Genomic DNA, 16,338 nt, shown 5'->3' on the forward strand with positions numbered 1-16,338 from the left:
AGTAGTTAATGACAGCGATAACTATAAGCGATCAAGAGTATCGTGATTTCAGCCGATTCTTAGAGTCACAATGTGGTATTGTGCTTGGCGATAGTAAGCAGTACCTAGTAAGAAGCCGACTAAGCCCACTCGTCACTAAGTTTAAGTTAGCGACTTTGTCTGACTTGCTAAGAGATGTGGTGACTGGGCGTAATCGTGAATTGCGTGTTGCCGCTGTTGATGCCATGACCACCAACGAGACACTGTGGTTTCGTGATACTTACCCGTTTGAAGTGTTAGCTAATAAGCTGTTACCTGAAGCGGCGGCAAACAAGCGCCCAATTAAAATTTGGTCTGCGGCAAGCTCTTCCGGTCAAGAACCGTATTCCATGGCGATGACGATACTTGAGACTCAGCAGCGTAAGCCCGGCATGCTACCGAGCGTGTCTATTACTGCAACTGATATCTCAGCGAGCATGCTTGATATGTGTCGCGCTGGTGTCTACGACAATCTGGCGTTAGGTCGAGGTCTCTCACCTGAACGTCGACGCAACTTTTTTGAAGATGCCGGCGATGGCCGAATGAAGGTCAAAGACAATGTGAAGCGTCTGGTTAACTTCCGACCGCAGAATTTAATGGATAGTTACGCATTGCTAGGTAAGTTCGACATTATTTTCTGTCGTAACGTACTTATCTACTTTTCGCCAGATATGAAGTCGCAAGTATTGAACCAGATGGCAAATAGCTTAAACCCTGGTGGCTACTTGCTGTTGGGGGCATCTGAATCTTTAACGGGTCTTACTGACCGGTTTGAGATGGTTCGATGTAACCCAGGTATTATCTACAAACTCAAATAATCGAGTCTTAATCTTTCAAATGCCCAGCTTTATGCTGGGCATTTTTGTACTTAATCCCTATTTAACTTGTATACTTTTTTTACGAGTCATTCCAAACTCTCTAGCATGCTGGCGCCATATGAGTTGGCGTACTTATTGCTAAATATCCAATTGAAAGCAACGGTGGAACAAGTTTTTTCTAAAGTTGGTACGCTAATTGCTTTTAGATTTAATAGTAACGGTCAGTTCTTGAGTAGAGGTTAACATGGCTATTTCTTTCGACAACGCATTAGGTATCCACCAACACACGGTGGGCGTACGTGAGCGCAATGCTGAGGTGATTTCCACCAACATTGCTCAAGCGAACACGCCAGGCTACAAATCGAAAGGAATGGACTTCCAAAAGGCCTTGCAGGCGGCAACATCAGAGGCAAGCATCGGGCTTAGCCGTACTGATAGTCGGCATATTCCTGCCTCTACTAGGGTGACAGGGGAAGTCTTGTATCGTCTTCCTACACAACCTGACACAGGTGATGGCAACACGGTTGATGTGGATTTAGAGCGTAACTTGTTTATGCAAAATCAAATCAGACACCAAGCTTCACTTGACTTCTTAGGAAGTAAATTCAAGAACTTAACTAAAGCAATTAAAGGTGGTAACTGATGAGCTTATTTAACGTTTTCAATGTAACTGGTTCTGCCATGAGCGCTGAATCTGTTCGTCTAAATACGACCTCAAGTAACTTAGCCAATGCGGACAGTGTCTCTAGCTCTGCGAAAGATACTTATAAAGCCCGCCATGCTGTGTTCGGTGCGGAGTTAAGTAAGGCAAAGTATGGCCGCGATCATACGGTGCCAGTGAAAGTGATGGGTATTGTAGAAAGCGATAAGCCGCTAGATGCGGAGTACAACCCTGACCATCCACTCGCAAATGATGAAGGGTATATCTACAAACCTAACGTTAATGTGATGGAAGAGATGGCTAACATGATTTCTGCTTCACGTTCTTACCAAACGAACGTTCAAGTAGCAGATGCAAGCAAACAAATGCTGCTGCGTACGCTGCAGATGGGTCAATAAGGATAGGAGGTAACTATGGCCGATGGCATTAATAATGTTGGTCAAAGCGGCTTGTCCTATGTAGACCAGCTTAAACAGCTTCAGGACAAGAACAAGCCCAACGAGACAACAGGTAAGCAGGATCTTAAACAAGAAGACTTCTTATCTCTGCTCACTAAGCAACTTGCCCAGCAAGACCCATTTAAGCCGGTTAGCAATGACCAGATGATTGCACAGATGGCGTCATTTGCGACGGTGGACGGAATCGGCAAAATGAACAATCAGTTTGAAACACTGAATGCGTCGATGACTTCTAACCAAGCGCTTCAAGCTTCTTCTCTTGTTGGTCGAGACGTTCTCGTCCCTGGTGCAGCAGGAGTTAAAGCAGATGACGGCTCAATGGCTGCCATGGTGAAACTTCCTCAATCTGTCGATAACTTGATGGTGCGAGTGGAAGATCAAATGGGTCAGCTAATCCGTACCTTTGATGTTGGCTCTAAACCACCAGGTGACAGCCGAATTGAATGGGACGGTAAAGATCAAAACGGTAATCCATTGCCGGCAGGTAAATACAATGTGAAAGCATCGGGTTTACTAGATGGCAAGGCCAAAGAGTTTGAGGTTTCGACCTACGCTAATGTAAACAGCGTTCTCTTAGGTAAAGGCGATGGTAACGTACTACTCAATCTGGCTGGCTTTGAGTCGCCAGTTCGACTTGCTGAAGTACTAGAAGTTGGCAAAGCGTAACTCATAAGTAGATATGCTAGCTAGATAGGAGATTTTGGAATGTCATATGTTGCACTAAGCGGTCTTTCCGCAGCTCAGTTAGATCTGAACACAACCAGTAACAACATTGCGAACGCGAACACGTACGGCTTTAAGGAGTCTCGTGCTGAATTTGGCGATGTTTACTCAAATTCACTTTTCACTCATGCGAAAACAACACCCGGACAAGGTGTGCAAGCGGCTAAGGTTGCTCAGCAGTTCCACGAAGGCTCTAGTATTTATACTAACAACCCAATGGACTTGCGTATTAGCGGCACTGGCTTTTTTGCAGTAGCAAAAGATCGTCTAACACCAACGACCAATGAGTTAACGCGTAATGGTGCATTCCACCTTAACAAAGATAACTACATGGTCACGGCGAACGATGAGTTTTTGCTAGGCTATCAGGTGAATAAAGATACTGGTGATGTTCTTTCTTATGAGCCTTCGCCAATCAACATTCCAAAAGAGTTCGGTAAGCCAAAGCAGACATCAAACATAGATGTAGGTGTTAACCTTCCTGCTGGTGGTGATCTCAAAGATCCTGCGCTATTTGATTACACCGATCCTGAAACTTACAACCGTTCAACTTCATCGACTATTTATGACTCTATGGGTCAATCGTACAAGCTGACGACTTACTACCTCAAAGATCAAACTCAACCAAACACTTGGCAGACTTACTATACAGTCACCGATAGTGCGGGTGAGAAGCCGATCAATATTGTAGGTGGTGATGCGACAGCACCTACAGGCCATATTGGTCATACGATGAGATTCAATAATGATGGTACTTTAGCGAGTCTTAACAATGGTCAAAACATTGTGTCTGAGCCTCTAGGTACAGGTGCAAATCCAATTGAGCTTAACGGTGCTGACGTAAACCAGACTCTTTCATTCGGCCTACAAGATGCGACTCAGTTTGCTGCTCCATTTGAATTGACTAAATTCGATGAAGATGGTGCGACGACAGGTTTCTTAACTAAGGTTGACTTCGATGAGAATGGTAGCGTTTTAGGTACTTACTCTAACGGCGAAAACATCGTTCTAGGTCGTGTTTCATTGGTTCGTGTAGCGAATGAGCAAGGGCTAGATAAGAAGGGTGGTACTCAGTGGGATTCTACTCAGTTCTCTGGTGACAAGATTTGGGGTGAGTCCAATAAAGGTTCATTCGGTACGATCAGTAGCGGTACTCTAGAGCAGTCGAATATCGACATGACTCAAGAGCTGGTTGACTTGATTTCTGCGCAACGCAACTTCCAAGCTAACTCTCGCTCGCTAGAAGTTCATAACCAAACGCAACAGAACATCTTACAGATTCGTTAATCTTTGTAAGGTATTCCTAGCGAGATGTCGCAATCATCTGAATAGCAAGCTGGTGGCAATGATCAGCTTGCTATTGTTGCCACTACGGCAAAACCCTCCGTAAATCCTCTTATTTTCTTGCCGTTTTTTGTTTAATATTTTGATTTTTAAGTAAAAATAAAACTGGCACGCCAATTGCTTTTATTGATCTGAATTGTGATTTTTGGAGCAAATTATGGATCGTGCACTGTTTCTCGCTATGAGCGGCGCCAAGCAAAATATGCAGGCTTTGCAGCTCAGAGCAAACAACTTGGCGAACGTCAGTACCACGGGCTTCCGTGCTGATTTGGCGCAAGCTCGCTCGATGCAAGCGTATGGCGATGGTCTACCAAGCCGTGTGTTTAGCATGACAGAACGTCCGGGACATAATTTCCAACAAGGCAGCGTGATTACCACTGGGCGGGACTTAGACGTCACCATCCAAGGTGATGGCTGGATCTCTGTACTGGATAAAACGGGTAAAGAAGGTCTTACGCGTAATGGTAACCTAAAGATTGATGTCAACGGCTTACTAGTCAGCGGCAACGGTAATCTTGTTCTAGGTGAAACGGGTGCACCAATCACATTGCCTATCCCAATCAGTAAAGTTGAGATTGGTAACGACGGTACGATTTCTGTTGTACCTCAAGGCGCTCCAGCCGATGCAATTGAAGTTGTTGACCGTATCAAACTCACTCGCACCAACAATCAATCACTATTCAAAGATATTAACGGCTTGTTCCGTGCAAAAGATCCTAATGCGGCATACGAAGCGGATGCCAGTGTAAAACTGCTCACAGGCGCAATTGAAGGTAGTAATGTCAATGCTATTGGCGAGATGACCAATCTAATTGACTTGCAACGTCAGTTTGAAATGCAAGTAAAAATGATGAGCACAGCAGAAGATATGGACAAAGCGTCTGATTCTCTGCTTCGTATGAGCTAACAGATTCTAGGAGAGAGCTATGCATCCGGCACTATGGGTAAGTAAAACGGGCTTAGACGCTCAACAAACCAATATTTCAACCATTTCAAACAACTTGGCGAACGCTTCAACCGTTGGTTATAAAAAGAGCCGCGCGGTTTTTGAAGATTTGTTTTACCAGAACATCAATCAGCCAGGTGGTCAGTCTTCTCAGAACACCGAACTGCCAAGCGGCTTAATGCTAGGCGCAGGTTCTAAGGTTGTTGCGACACAAAAAGTCCATACTCAAGGCAACACTCAAACAACTAACAATAGCCTGGATATGATGATTGAAGGTGACGGCTTCTTCCAGATTCTGATGCCAGACGGCAACATTGGTTATTCTCGTAACGGTCAATTTACCGTTAACGACGAAGGGGTCATTGTGACTTCAGGCGCAGGTTATGCCCTTGAGCCTGAAATTGCTATCCCAGAAGATGCTATCAGCATTACGGTGGGTACGGATGGTGAGGTCTCTGTTCGCGTTCGTGGTCAGCAAGACAACCAAGTGGTTGGTCAGATTGCAACGGTCGATTTCATTAACCCAGGTGGCTTAGAGCCAATTGGTCAAAACCTTTACTTACCAACAGGTGCGAGTGGTGATCCTCAAGAGGGCGTACCGGGTTTTGACGGTTTTGGTGAAGTCAGACAATCGATGCTAGAAACCTCCAACGTTAACGTGACCGAAGAGCTAGTGAATATGATCGAAGCTCAGCGTGTGTATGAAATGAATTCTAAAGTCATCTCTGCTGTCGATAAGATGATGAGCTTCGTGAATCAGCAGCTGTAATCATTGTTTAGGGTGGAGATAAAAAATGAAACGCATAATCGCACTTTTTACAGTAGCAGTGATGTCTGGATGCTCGATGTTAGAGCCGCCAATTGAAACCCCAGATGTGACTCAAGGCACGACGACTGTCGATGCTGTTGAAGGGGACAAATCAGAGCAGGAAAGTTCTGGGCTAATTGATTCTCTACGTAACCGTACAGACCCTGTCTCAGGTGACCCAGCTTGGGCGCCAATTCACCCTAAGCACAAACCTGAGCACTATGCAGCGGAAACAGGTTCACTGTTCAACACGGCAAGCACTAATAGCTTATATGATGACTCAAAACCACGTGGCATCGGAGACATCATTACCGTAACACTTGATGAGAGCACCAAAGCGGCTAAAAGCTCTGACGCAGATTTATCGAAAAACAATGACGCGTCAATGGATCCGCTAGAGGTCGGTGGTCAGCAACTGAATATTGGCGACTATAATTTCTCGTATAACTTAAGTAATGACAACAAATTTAAGGGCAGTGCGGCAGCCAACCAGAGCAACAGTATTTCTGGCTCAATTACAGTTGAAGTTATCGAGGTACTGGCCAACGGCAACTTGATTATTCGTGGTGAAAAGTGGCTTACGCTTAATACTGGCGATGAGTACATTCGCTTAAGTGGCACTATCCGTCCGGATGACATTAAGTACGATAATACGATTGCATCGAACCGAATTTCTAATGCTCGTATTCAGTACTCAGGCACTGGAACGCAACAAGATATGCAAGAACCGGGATTCTTGGCACGATTCTTTAATGTCTCCCTATAAATCCATCTGATGCCGCTTTTTTGGCAGAGTGTAAAGTGGGCATAGAGATTAGAACAAGGGTATGATCATGAAAAAGTTGTTTCTCCTTTTAACCAGTATGATGTTTATCGCGACGTCGGTTCAGGCCGCGCGTATCAAAGATGTCTCGCAAGTTGCTGGTGTGCGTAGTAACCAATTGGTTGGCTATGGTTTGGTCACAGGTTTACCTGGGACTGGAGAATCAACCCCTTTTACTGATCAAAGCTTTAATGCAATGTTGCAAAACTTTGGCATTCAAATGCCACCGGGCACAAAGCCAAAAAGTAAGAACGTTGCTGCCGTGATTGTGACTGCTGAGCTGCCTGCATTTTCAAAGCAAGGTCAAACCATTGATGTGACGGTGTCTTCAATAGGTTCGGCTAAAAGCCTACGAGGCGGTACGCTTATGCAGACAATGCTTAAAGGTCTCGATGGGCAAATCTATGCCGTAGCACAGGGTAACCTTGTCGTCAGCGGCTTTAGTGCAACAGGGGCGGACGGCTCAAAAATTGTCGGCAATAACCCGACAGCGGGCATGATTTCTAATGGCGCTATGGTTGAACGTGAGATACCCACTCCGTTTAGCCGTGGTGACTACATCACGTTTAACCTTCTTGAATCTGATTTTACCACTGCGCAGCGCATGGCTGATGCGGTAAACAATTTCCTTGGTCCTCAAATGGCCTCTGCGGTTGATGCGACGTCTGTGAAGGTTCGTGCACCGCGTGACATTACTCAACGTGTGGCGTTCTTATCTGCGATTGAAAATATCGAATTTAATCCTGCCGAAGGCTCGGCAAAAATCATTGTCAACTCACGCACTGGTACGATAGTGGTGGGTAAGCATGTGCGTTTGAAGCCTGCGGCGGTCACCCATGGCGGTATGACAGTGGCGATTAAAGAAAACCTCAATGTTAGTCAGCCTAACGCGTTTGGTGGCGGAGAAACCGTTGTCGTGCCAGATACGGATATTGAGGTAACGGAAGAGCAAGGTAAAATGTTTAAGTTTGAGCCGGGTCTGACATTGGATGATCTGGTTCGAGCGGTGAATGAAGTTGGTGCAGCACCTTCGGACTTAATGGCAATTCTGCAAGCTCTTAAGCAAGCAGGGGCGATTGAAGGTCAACTGATCGTTATCTAAGGAGTAGAGCATGATTAACAATGGTAATGACATCGGCTTTATTCACGATATTGCAGGCTTAGATAAGTTACGTAAGCAAGCAGTGGAAGGTGACGAAGGTAGTGAAAAAGCAGCGCTAACCGCGGCAGCAAAGCAATTTGAAGCGATTTTTACCTCGATGCTGTTCAAGTCCATGCGTGATGCCAACTCGACTTTTGAGTCGGGTTTGATGGACAGTCAAAACCAGCAGTTTTATCGACAAATGATGGACGAGCAGATGTCCAGCGAGCTAAGCGCTTCTGGCTCACTCGGCTTGGCTGATATGATTGTCGCTCAACTTTCTACAGGTAGCGTTGAAAACCAGAGTGCCAAAGCGCGCAATGAAGATTTTGAAGCTGTGATGGAGAAAATTGACCGTATTCGCCATGAACGTGCTGATGCAACTAGCGTTGAATTACCTTCACAGTCGCAACCTTCTCGCTTTGAGTCGCCGGAAACTTTCGTGACTTCAATGAAGCCTTATGCTGAAAAAGCGGCAAGAGCGCTTGGCATCGACTCATCGCTTCTATTAGCGCAGGCTGCGTTAGAAACGGGTTGGGGGCAGAAAGTAGTTAATAACTCTCGTGGCAGCAGTAATAACCTATTCAATATTAAGGCAGATCGAAGCTGGTCAGGTGATAAAGTTTCTACTCAAACTTTAGAGTATCACCAAGGCGTGCCAGTTAAAGAGAATGCCGCTTTCCGCTCGTACGCTAACTATGAAGAGAGCTTTAACGACTACGTGCGTTTTCTTAATGAAAACCCTCGCTATACCACAGCTTTACGTCATGGCGGCAATAACGAAGAATTTATTCGTGGTATCCATCAAGCAGGCTATGCGACTGATCCTAGATACGCAGATAAAGTTCTTAGCGTAAAAGCGCGCATTGATCAGATGTAAAGTGAAGGACGGACTTCGTCCTACAGGTACTAGAACGGGCTTCGCCCTATGGATCGCTCCGGCGCTGGAAAACGAGTTTGGCGAGCTCAAACAAAGCAATGTAAATTTTCTAGTTTTCCGTCATTCCCTAGACTGACGAAGGAAGGAGTAGGGAATCTCTAGAGGTTTTCTACATGCTTTTCGAGATCCCCAACTCGTTCGTGCCTCACTCTTGAGGATGACAAATTAACCTGTTGAAATAAAAGGGTTGAAGCTAATTACCAACCCTCAAAAATTCTCCAGCTCTCCAGCTCTCCAGCTCTCCAGCTCTCCAGCTCTCCAGCTCTCCAGCTCTCCAGCTCTCCAGCTCTCCAGCTCTCCAGCTCTCCAGCTCTCCAGTTTGGCATACATATTGCAAAATCTAAGTCAGATGTTCAGTTAACGCTGATTTTAAAAGGTTTCTTGGGGGCAATATGTCGTCTGATCTTCTGAATCTTGGTTCGCAAAGCGTTCTCACAGCTCAGAGACAACTAAACACCACCGGTCATAACATCTCTAATGTGAATACAGAGGGTTATAGCCGTCAGTCGGTGATACAAGGCACAAATATGCCACGCCAATATGGCGGGGAAACCTATGGTATGGGCGTTCATGTGGAAAAAGTTCGCCGCTCGTGGGATCAGTTTGCCGTTAATGAACTGAATGTTTCCACCACCAATTACGCCCATAAAGTCGATGACGAAGCTAATTTGGAAATGCTTTCCAATATGTTGTCATCGGTTGCCTCGAAAAAAATTCCAGAAAACCTCAACGAGTGGTTTGATGCCGTGAAGTCATTGGCTGATAGCCCGAATGACGTGGGTGCGCGTAAAGTTGTGCTTGAAAAGGCAAACTTGATTACCCAGAACCTAAATGACTTCCATGAAACGGTTCGTCGTCAGTCTGATGTGACTAACAAGAAGCTTGATTTAGGTATCGAGCGTGTAAACCAGCTTGCATTAGAGATCAGAGACTTACACCGCCTTATGATGCGTACGCCTGGTCCACATAATGATTTGATGGATACGCATGAGAAGCTTATCGCAGAACTCTCTGAGTACACCAAAGTTACCGTAACGCCGCGCAAAAACGCAGAGGGTTTTAACGTTCATATCGGTAACGGCCATACCTTGGTTTCAGGTACTGAAGCCAGTGAGCTAAAAATGATCGATGGCTATCCAGATGTACATCAGCGTCGCTTAGCCATGATTGAAGGTAAGGGTATCAAAGCGATTACCACCAAAGATATTGATGGAAAAATCGGTGCCATGCTAACAATGCGTGACGAAAAGATTCCTCAGTTAATGGATGAACTTGGTAAGCTTGCAACTTCCTTCTCTTATGAAGTCAATAGCTTACAGTCCCAAGGTCTAGATTTACGCGGAAACATTGGTGGTTTGATGTTCACAGATGTGAACTCCGATTTTATTGCAGAGTCCCGTGTTGTCACTTCTTCTAACTCAAAAGCGGACTTGGCGGTTTATATCGAAGACACTAGTCAGCTCGTTGGCGGGCAATATTCTTTGCAATATGTGGGTGGTGATTATTATGTCACCCGTCCATCAGGAGAGCAGTTTATTGTTCCGGTTGTCGATAATGCTATTGCCTTAGATGGTTTGAGAATTGATATCCGCAACGGTTTAGAGGCAGGTGAAAGAGTCCTTATTCGTCCGACTCGGAGCGGTGCCGCTCAGATGCAAATGGCGACCAATGATCCCAGTGATATTGCCGCGCAAAGTTATGAAGCCTCTACGACTTTTGCTCAAGGTAACGCGCAATTTAGCATTGCTCAAGCAGGTGATTTGCGAGAGTTTGAAGTGATTATTTCACCTGATGGTCAGCAGTTTGCAGTAACGGATACTAAAGGGAACATTTTACTTCAACCACAAGCTTATCCACCTAGTGGCGCTGTAACGGTTCAGGGTACCTCATTTGAGCTTACTGGAGGCGCTCTGCCAAATGATAAGTTTACGGCAAATCTTGTCCCCTCTGAAGGTGATAACGGCAACCTACTAAAAATGCAAAACATCCAAACGGATAAAAAGCTTAATGATGGTGAGTCGACCATTCTAGACATTTACCACAACCTCAATACCGATGTCGGTCTTCAAATGTCTACGGCTTCGCGCTTAACCGATGTTTCTCGTTTGGAGAAAGAAGCCGCACAGGAAAGAGTTGCATCGATTTCAGGTGTTAACTTGGATGAAGAAGCGGCCAACATGATGAAGTTTCAGCAAGCTTATATGGCGTCGTCGCGCATCATGCAGGCGGCTAACGACACTTTTAACACCATTCTTGCGCTGAGATAAGGAGGCATAAATGATGAATCGTATTTCTAGCTTCCATAACTATCAGTCGGTGCAGAACGACTTACGTCGCTCGGAAGCAAAAGTGCATCACAACCAAGCGCAATTAGCATCGGGTAAAAAGTTAATGAAAGCGAGTGACGATCCACTCGCCACGCATTACATACAGAACATCGGTCAGCAGAAAGAGCAACTGCGTCAGTTTACCGATGCAATTACTCTTTCCCGTAATCGCCTAGAGCATCATGAAGTCATTATCTCCAATGCGGAAGATTATGCTGATGAAGCAAAACGAACCGTAATGGAAATGATCAATGGTTCGTTGTCACCGGAAGACCGTTTCGCGAAACGCCGTGAAATGCAGGAAATTGCCGATAACTTCTTGAATCTAGTAAATGTTCAGGATGAGTCTGGGAACTATATTTTTGCTGGAACTAAGCCTAAGAATCAGCCTTTCTTTCGTGATAAAGATGGTGACGTCGTATATGCAGGCGATGATTATCAACGCAAGATGAAAATCTCTAACAGTTTAGAAATGCCAATCAACGATCCAGGCAGCAAATTGTTTATGGAGATTGATAACCCGTTTGGTGATTTTGAGCCTAAATACACTCTAAACGAGACTTCAGAGCTCTTACTTGAGCGCGCGAACAATATCAACCCTGATGATACCTCTACTTACAAGGTGACATTTGTTGATATGCCTGATGGAAAATACGGTTATCAACTTGAGCGCGATGGTGCAGTGGTAAAAGCCGATACCTTCGATCCTGCCGTGGGTATCAAGTTTGAAGATGTGTCGATTCAAGTAAAAGGGCAAATTACTAAAGGTGACCAAATTACTTTAGAGCCCAAACGCACTTATAGCATTTTTGAAACCTTTCAAGATGCGATGGCACTGTCGCAAGGCTCTGTATCTGACACATCAAACACCGCTCAATTACACCGAGTTGTGGAAGAATTTCACTCTGCTTTTATTCACTTGAACAAGGCACGTACAGATGTGGGTGCTCGATTAAGTACGCTAGACATTCAAGAAGAGCAGCATGATGACTTCAATATGACATTGGCCAAGTCCAAAAGTAATTTTGAAGATCTTGATTATGCTGAAGCGATCATTGAGTTCAATGAGAACTCGCGTGCGCTCCAGGCATCTCAACAGGCATTTGGCAAAACCAAAGACCTGACTCTATTTAATTACATCTAAGCTCAAAGCCTTATGTGCTATGCCATAAGTGCGAGATAGAAACAGCTATTGGAAAAACGGCCACAGTAGTAGTGGCAATCTAGTGGCAAAAGGGCGGCAATCAATTTGCCGCTTTAAGTGGGTGATATTTGCTCAATGCGAGTAAATAATAAACTTGCTTTTTAAGTTACTAATAAATATAAGGAAATTAATTTATTTAGTAACTATTTTAAAACTGGCACATAACTTGAATTGAGTTAGGGCAGAGTTAAACAAATTAGTTTTAAGTAGGCAATAGATCTACTTAGCAAGTCATTTACGGTCAGTGCTTCCAAATGAGACTAAGCTGGCCGCTTCGCAAGCACTTGCGAACTCAATAGGAGAGCAAAGTATGACCATTACAGTAAATACTAACGTGTCGGCGATGACCGCTCAGCGTTACCTGAATAAGGCGACTGGAGAGTTAAATACCTCCATGGAACGTCTATCTTCAGGTCAAAGAATTAACAGTGCGAAAGATGATGCGGCGGGCCTACAAATTTCGAACCGATTGACTGCTCAGTCTCGTGGTTTAGATGTGGCGATGCGCAATGCAAATGACGGCATCTCGATCGCTCAAACAGCGGAAGGTGCGATGAATGAGTCGACTTCGATTCTTCAACGTATTCGTGACTTGTCACTGCAATCGGCTAACGGCACTAACTCGGCATCTGAGCGCCAAGCATTGCATGAAGAAGTCTCTGCTCTGCAAGATGAGCTTAACCGAATCGCAGAAACAACGTCATTTGGTGGTCGGAAGCTACTAAACGGTTCATTTGGTGAAGCATCATTCCAAATTGGCGCGAGTTCTGGTGAGGCTATTATTATGGGCTTGACCAGTATCCGTGCGGATGATTTCCGTATGGGTGGCCAATCCTTTATATCTGCACCTGAACAGGCGAAAGATAAAGACTGGGGCGTACCTCCAACGGCCAAAGATCTGAAGTTTGAGTTTACAACCAAAGATGGTGAAGCTGTGACATTAGATGTTATTGCCAAAGAGGGTGATGATATTGAAGAGCTAGCAACCTACATCAATGGTCAAACAGACAAGCTAAAAGCATCTGTAGACCAAGATGGTAGACTGCAAATCTTTGCCGCAGAACCTAACCTTCAGGGTAACTTGAATATTTCAGGTGGTCTTGCTGGTGAGCTTGGTCTAAGTGGCGGTCCGGGTGTTCAAACATCAGTACAAAATATTGATGTTCGCTCAGTCGGTGGTGCGCAAAATGCGGTCGGTATTATTGATGCGGCTCTTAAGTATGTGGATTCACAACGTGCGGACTTAGGTGCGAAACAAAACCGTTTGAGCCACAGTATCAACAACTTAGCTAACATCCAAGAAAACGTTGAAGCATCGAACAGTCGAATCCGCGATACCGATTTCGCGAAAGAGACGACGGCGATGACGAAAGCACAAATTCTGCAACAAGCGGGTACATCAATACTTGCTCAAGCAAAACAGTTGCCTAACTCTGCAATGTCACTATTGCAGTAATAGTCAAACTTTACACTGACATTAACCTAGACGTAGGGTCAGTGTGATTTTGACGGCAAACATAGGTGATCAGGTAATGGAGCTCTCTCTCACACCTGCTCCATAACTGGAGTCACTTATGTAGCACGGCAGCCAGGCTGTGATCATTTCTCTCGATCTCCATATTGGCATTGGCTACCAAATAGCCCCGGTTCTCTCAAAGGAAAGGGGCTTTTCTTTTGCCTAAAGAAAATATCATCTATTTTCTATCCCCCATTTAATTCAAAACCGCGCAGCATCGGCAGACGATGGAAAAACTTTAGCAATTGATTTCATATCTGTGGTCTGTGTCAATATCTCCTTCTAATCCTTGGTTTTTTAAAATATTTGCCAATTTAGCTCTAAAGATAATCAATTTTACGTCGTTAATAAGGTTACTTTGAGAGAACTAATTGGTTTACCGAGACGTCGGAAACCCTTTACCTCCGGTGTACGGAAATCAATAGGAGAAACCACTATGGCGGTTAATGTAAATACAAACGTTTCGGCAATGACAGCACAGCGTTATTTAAACAGTGCGACTTCTGCCCAGCAAACGTCGATGGAAAGACTTTCATCTGGCTTTAAGATTAACAGCGCAAAAGACGATGCAGCAGGTCTTCAGATCTCTAATCGTTTGCATGTGCAAAGCCGTGGCTTAGATGTCGCAGTACGTAACGCAAATGATGGTATTTCAATGGCACAGACAGCTGAAGGTGCTATGAATGAAACGACTAACATTCTGCAGCGTATGCGTGACTTGTCACTTCAATCTGCTAACGGTTCAAACTCAAAGTCTGAGCGTGTCGCGATCCAAGAGGAAGTAACGGCATTGAACGATGAGTTAAACCGTATTGCTGAAACCACTTCATTTGGTGGTAACAAGCTACTTAACGGCACATTTGCAACCAAATCATTCCAGATCGGTGCGGACAATGGTGAAGCGGTCATGTTAACGCTTAACAATATGCGCAGTGATAACTCAATGATGGGTGGTAATAGTTATATTGCCGCAAACGGTCAAGACAAAGACTGGAGCGTACAAGCGGGCGCGAATGATCTGACCATTGCACTGACTGACAAGTTTGGCCAGGCTCAAAACGTTACCATTAATGCCAAAGAAGGTGATGATATCGAAGAGCTAGCCACTTACATCAACGGTCAAACAGATCTAGTAACAGCATCTGTTGACGAAGATGGTAAACTACAGTTATTCACGGATAACAACCGAGTTGAAGGTGCTGCGACTTTTGGTGGCGCACTTGCTGGTGAGCTAAGCATTGGTGCAGCGCAAGCAGTTACAGTCGATACGATGGACGTGACTACTGTTGGTGGTTCGCAACAAGCCGTAGCGATTGTCGACTCAGCACTTAAGTTTGTTGATAGTCACCGTGCTGAGCTTGGTGCATTCCAAAACCGTTTCAACCATGCGATTAACAACTTAGACAACATCAACGAAAACGTGAACGCGTCTAAGAGCCGTATCAAGGATACAGACTTTGCGAAAGAGACAACGGCACTTACTAAGTCTCAGATCCTATCGCAAGCATCAAGTTCTGTTCTTGCACAAGCAAAGCAAGCGCCCAACTCAGCGTTGGGGCTTTTAGGCTAAAGAGTTAGTCTCTTAGCACAACAAAAGTCATGACTTAATTAAAATCCAGCTTCGGCTGGATTTTTTATGCTTGTAGTTCTTCAAAACGCGCTGTATAGGATAAGTAGTGGCGATTGGCAGGATACCAGCTAGAAAAAATCTGCTCACCTATTAGTCCAATAGGTATGAAAAGTAGAGATGAGTATATTGCGGATAAAAGAAAACCCAGCTAAATAGCTGGGTTTCTTCAATAATGGTGCGGAAGGAGAGACTTGAACTCTCACACCTTGCGGCGCCAGAACCTAAATCTGGTGCGTCTACCAATTCCGCCACTTCCGCAACAAGTCTGTATTCATATCGCTAATTGGTAAAAGCAATACGAAGTTGTAAATGGTGGCTACGACGGGATTCGAACCTGTGACCCCATCATTATGAGTGATGTGCTCTAACCAGCTGAGCTACGTAGCCAATGGTGCGGAAGGAGAGACTTGAACTCTCACACCTTGCGGCGCCAGAACCTAAATCTGGTGCGTCTACCAATTCCGCCACTTCCGCATAAATATGGCTGTAGTCTTCAAGATGGTGCGGAAGGAGAGACTTGAACTCTCACACCTTGCGGCGCCAGAACCTAAATCTGGTGCGTCTACCAATTCCGCCACTTCCGCATCTTGAAACTACGTGATCATGTGTATAACTACAGACGATCGAAATAAATGGTGGCTACGACGGGATTCGAACCTGTGACCCCATCATTATGAGTGATGTGCTCTAACCAGCTGAGCTACGTAGCCAAATGGTGCGGAAGGAGAGACTTGAACTCTCACACCTTGCGGCGCCAGAACCTAAATCTGGTGCGTCTACCAATTCCGCCACTTCCGCATCAATTTTGTGTTCATATCGCTAATTGGTAAAAGCGCTATGAAGTTGTATGGCAGGCTACTTAGAGCCGAACCAGGGACAATAGACGAGGCATCAAAAGATGTTATCCACTGAACCTATAAATAATGGCAGGTCTACCTGGATTCGAACCAGGGAATGGCGGCATCAAAAGCCGCTGCCTTA

Annotated in this window: 14 protein-coding genes and 6 tRNA genes; 14 read left to right on the forward strand and 6 right to left on the reverse strand. The window is 45.0% G+C overall.

Features of this window, described 5'->3' with window-relative positions; genetic code table 11:
• Positions 1 to 8 precede the first annotated feature (8 nt).
• The 14 genes from AC5O63_RS21620 to AC5O63_RS21685 all read left to right on the forward strand — a co-directional run bounded on the left by AC5O63_RS21620 (position 9) and on the right by AC5O63_RS21685 (position 15,297).
• Positions 9 to 836, forward strand: coding sequence for a protein-glutamate O-methyltransferase (locus AC5O63_RS21620; protein ID WP_004746773.1), 828 nt, complete (start codon positions 9 to 11; stop codon positions 834 to 836).
• 244 nt (positions 837 to 1,080) lie between these two features.
• On the forward strand, positions 1,081 to 1,479 hold the full coding sequence (gene flgB / locus AC5O63_RS21625; RefSeq protein ID WP_272785493.1) for a flagellar basal body rod protein FlgB: 399 nt from the start codon (positions 1,081 to 1,083) through the stop codon (positions 1,477 to 1,479).
• Positions 1,479 to 1,895: a flagellar basal body rod protein FlgC gene (gene flgC, locus AC5O63_RS21630; protein ID WP_004746770.1), complete on the forward strand. Its 417-nt coding sequence runs from the start codon at positions 1,479 to 1,481 to the stop codon at positions 1,893 to 1,895. Before flgB ends, flgC begins: the two co-directional genes overlap by 1 nt.
• A gap of 15 nt (positions 1,896 to 1,910) precedes the next feature.
• Positions 1,911 to 2,621: a flagellar hook assembly protein FlgD gene (flgD, locus tag AC5O63_RS21635; protein WP_004746769.1), complete on the forward strand. Its 711-nt coding sequence runs from the start codon at positions 1,911 to 1,913 to the stop codon at positions 2,619 to 2,621.
• Positions 2,622 to 2,660: 39 nt separating this feature from the next.
• Positions 2,661 to 3,965, forward strand: a complete 1,305-nt coding sequence (gene flgE, locus AC5O63_RS21640; RefSeq protein ID WP_171325237.1) for a flagellar hook protein FlgE — start codon at positions 2,661 to 2,663, stop codon at positions 3,963 to 3,965.
• A gap of 214 nt (positions 3,966 to 4,179) precedes the next feature.
• Positions 4,180 to 4,929 carry a flagellar basal-body rod protein FlgF gene (gene flgF / locus AC5O63_RS21645; protein ID WP_069666949.1) on the forward strand — a complete coding sequence of 250 codons (750 nt, stop codon included), beginning with the start codon at positions 4,180 to 4,182 and terminating at the stop codon, positions 4,927 to 4,929.
• Positions 4,930 to 4,948: 19 nt separating this feature from the next.
• Positions 4,949 to 5,737, forward strand: a complete 789-nt coding sequence (flgG, locus tag AC5O63_RS21650) for a flagellar basal-body rod protein FlgG (RefSeq protein ID WP_004746763.1) — start codon at positions 4,949 to 4,951, stop codon at positions 5,735 to 5,737.
• A 25-nt stretch (positions 5,738 to 5,762) separates the two neighbouring features.
• A complete protein-coding gene (gene flgH, locus AC5O63_RS21655; RefSeq protein ID WP_171801964.1) occupies positions 5,763 to 6,542 on the forward strand; it encodes a flagellar basal body L-ring protein FlgH in 780 nt (259 codons plus the stop codon).
• 67 nt (positions 6,543 to 6,609) lie between these two features.
• Positions 6,610 to 7,701, forward strand: a complete 1,092-nt coding sequence (locus AC5O63_RS21660; RefSeq protein WP_069667281.1) for a flagellar basal body P-ring protein FlgI — start codon at positions 6,610 to 6,612, stop codon at positions 7,699 to 7,701.
• Positions 7,702 to 7,711: 10 nt separating this feature from the next.
• Positions 7,712 to 8,620: a flagellar assembly peptidoglycan hydrolase FlgJ gene (gene flgJ / locus AC5O63_RS21665; protein WP_069666947.1), complete on the forward strand. Its 909-nt coding sequence runs from the start codon at positions 7,712 to 7,714 to the stop codon at positions 8,618 to 8,620.
• A gap of 452 nt (positions 8,621 to 9,072) precedes the next feature.
• Entirely contained in the window at positions 9,073 to 10,947 is a 1,875-nt protein-coding gene (gene flgK / locus AC5O63_RS21670; RefSeq protein WP_494506219.1) for a flagellar hook-associated protein FlgK, read from the forward strand.
• Positions 10,948 to 10,957: 10 nt separating this feature from the next.
• On the forward strand, positions 10,958 to 12,151 hold the full coding sequence (gene flgL / locus AC5O63_RS21675) for a flagellar hook-associated protein FlgL (RefSeq protein ID WP_272785491.1): 1,194 nt from the start codon (positions 10,958 to 10,960) through the stop codon (positions 12,149 to 12,151).
• Positions 12,152 to 12,521: 370 nt separating this feature from the next.
• Positions 12,522 to 13,667 carry a flagellin gene (locus AC5O63_RS21680; protein ID WP_004746752.1) on the forward strand — a complete coding sequence of 382 codons (1,146 nt, stop codon included), beginning with the start codon at positions 12,522 to 12,524 and terminating at the stop codon, positions 13,665 to 13,667.
• Between the two features lie 496 nt (positions 13,668 to 14,163).
• Positions 14,164 to 15,297, forward strand: coding sequence for a flagellin (locus AC5O63_RS21685; protein WP_494506220.1), 1,134 nt, complete (start codon positions 14,164 to 14,166; stop codon positions 15,295 to 15,297).
• A gap of 233 nt (positions 15,298 to 15,530) precedes the next feature.
• Here AC5O63_RS21685 and AC5O63_RS21690 read toward each other — a convergent pair.
• The 6 genes from AC5O63_RS21690 to AC5O63_RS21715 all read right to left on the reverse strand — a co-directional run bounded on the left by AC5O63_RS21690 (position 15,531) and on the right by AC5O63_RS21715 (position 16,155).
• Positions 15,531 to 15,615, reverse strand: a tRNA-Leu gene (locus AC5O63_RS21690).
• A 52-nt stretch (positions 15,616 to 15,667) separates the two neighbouring features.
• A tRNA-Met gene (locus tag AC5O63_RS21695) sits at positions 15,668 to 15,744 on the reverse strand.
• 2 nt (positions 15,745 to 15,746) lie between these two features.
• Positions 15,747 to 15,831: transfer RNA gene (locus AC5O63_RS21700), tRNA-Leu, on the reverse strand.
• 25 nt (positions 15,832 to 15,856) lie between these two features.
• A tRNA-Leu gene (locus AC5O63_RS21705) sits at positions 15,857 to 15,941 on the reverse strand.
• A gap of 49 nt (positions 15,942 to 15,990) precedes the next feature.
• Positions 15,991 to 16,067: transfer RNA gene (locus AC5O63_RS21710), tRNA-Met, on the reverse strand.
• Positions 16,068 to 16,070: 3 nt separating this feature from the next.
• Positions 16,071 to 16,155, reverse strand: a tRNA-Leu gene (locus AC5O63_RS21715).
• Positions 16,156 to 16,338: the final 183 nt, after the last annotated feature.

This window comes from Vibrio sp. SCP2, assembly GCF_059295395.1.

Coding starts and splice junctions, on each gene's coding strand:
- flgF (WP_069666949.1), top strand. CDS start 4,180: ATGGATCGTGCACTGTTTCTCGCTATGAGCGGCGCCAAGCAAAATATG.
- AC5O63_RS21660 (WP_069667281.1), top strand. CDS start 6,610: ATGAAAAAGTTGTTTCTCCTTTTAACCAGTATGATGTTTATCGCGACG.
- flgD (WP_004746769.1), top strand. CDS start 1,911: ATGGCCGATGGCATTAATAATGTTGGTCAAAGCGGCTTGTCCTATGTA.
- flgL (WP_272785491.1), top strand. CDS start 10,958: ATGATGAATCGTATTTCTAGCTTCCATAACTATCAGTCGGTGCAGAAC.
- flgJ (WP_069666947.1), top strand. CDS start 7,712: ATGATTAACAATGGTAATGACATCGGCTTTATTCACGATATTGCAGGC.
- AC5O63_RS21620 (WP_004746773.1), top strand. CDS start 9: ATGACAGCGATAACTATAAGCGATCAAGAGTATCGTGATTTCAGCCGA.
- AC5O63_RS21685 (WP_494506220.1), top strand. CDS start 14,164: ATGGCGGTTAATGTAAATACAAACGTTTCGGCAATGACAGCACAGCGT.
- flgK (WP_494506219.1), top strand. CDS start 9,073: ATGTCGTCTGATCTTCTGAATCTTGGTTCGCAAAGCGTTCTCACAGCT.
- flgB (WP_272785493.1), top strand. CDS start 1,081: ATGGCTATTTCTTTCGACAACGCATTAGGTATCCACCAACACACGGTG.
- AC5O63_RS21680 (WP_004746752.1), top strand. CDS start 12,522: ATGACCATTACAGTAAATACTAACGTGTCGGCGATGACCGCTCAGCGT.
- flgC (WP_004746770.1), top strand. CDS start 1,479: ATGAGCTTATTTAACGTTTTCAATGTAACTGGTTCTGCCATGAGCGCT.
- flgG (WP_004746763.1), top strand. CDS start 4,949: ATGCATCCGGCACTATGGGTAAGTAAAACGGGCTTAGACGCTCAACAA.
- flgH (WP_171801964.1), top strand. CDS start 5,763: ATGAAACGCATAATCGCACTTTTTACAGTAGCAGTGATGTCTGGATGC.
- flgE (WP_171325237.1), top strand. CDS start 2,661: ATGTCATATGTTGCACTAAGCGGTCTTTCCGCAGCTCAGTTAGATCTG.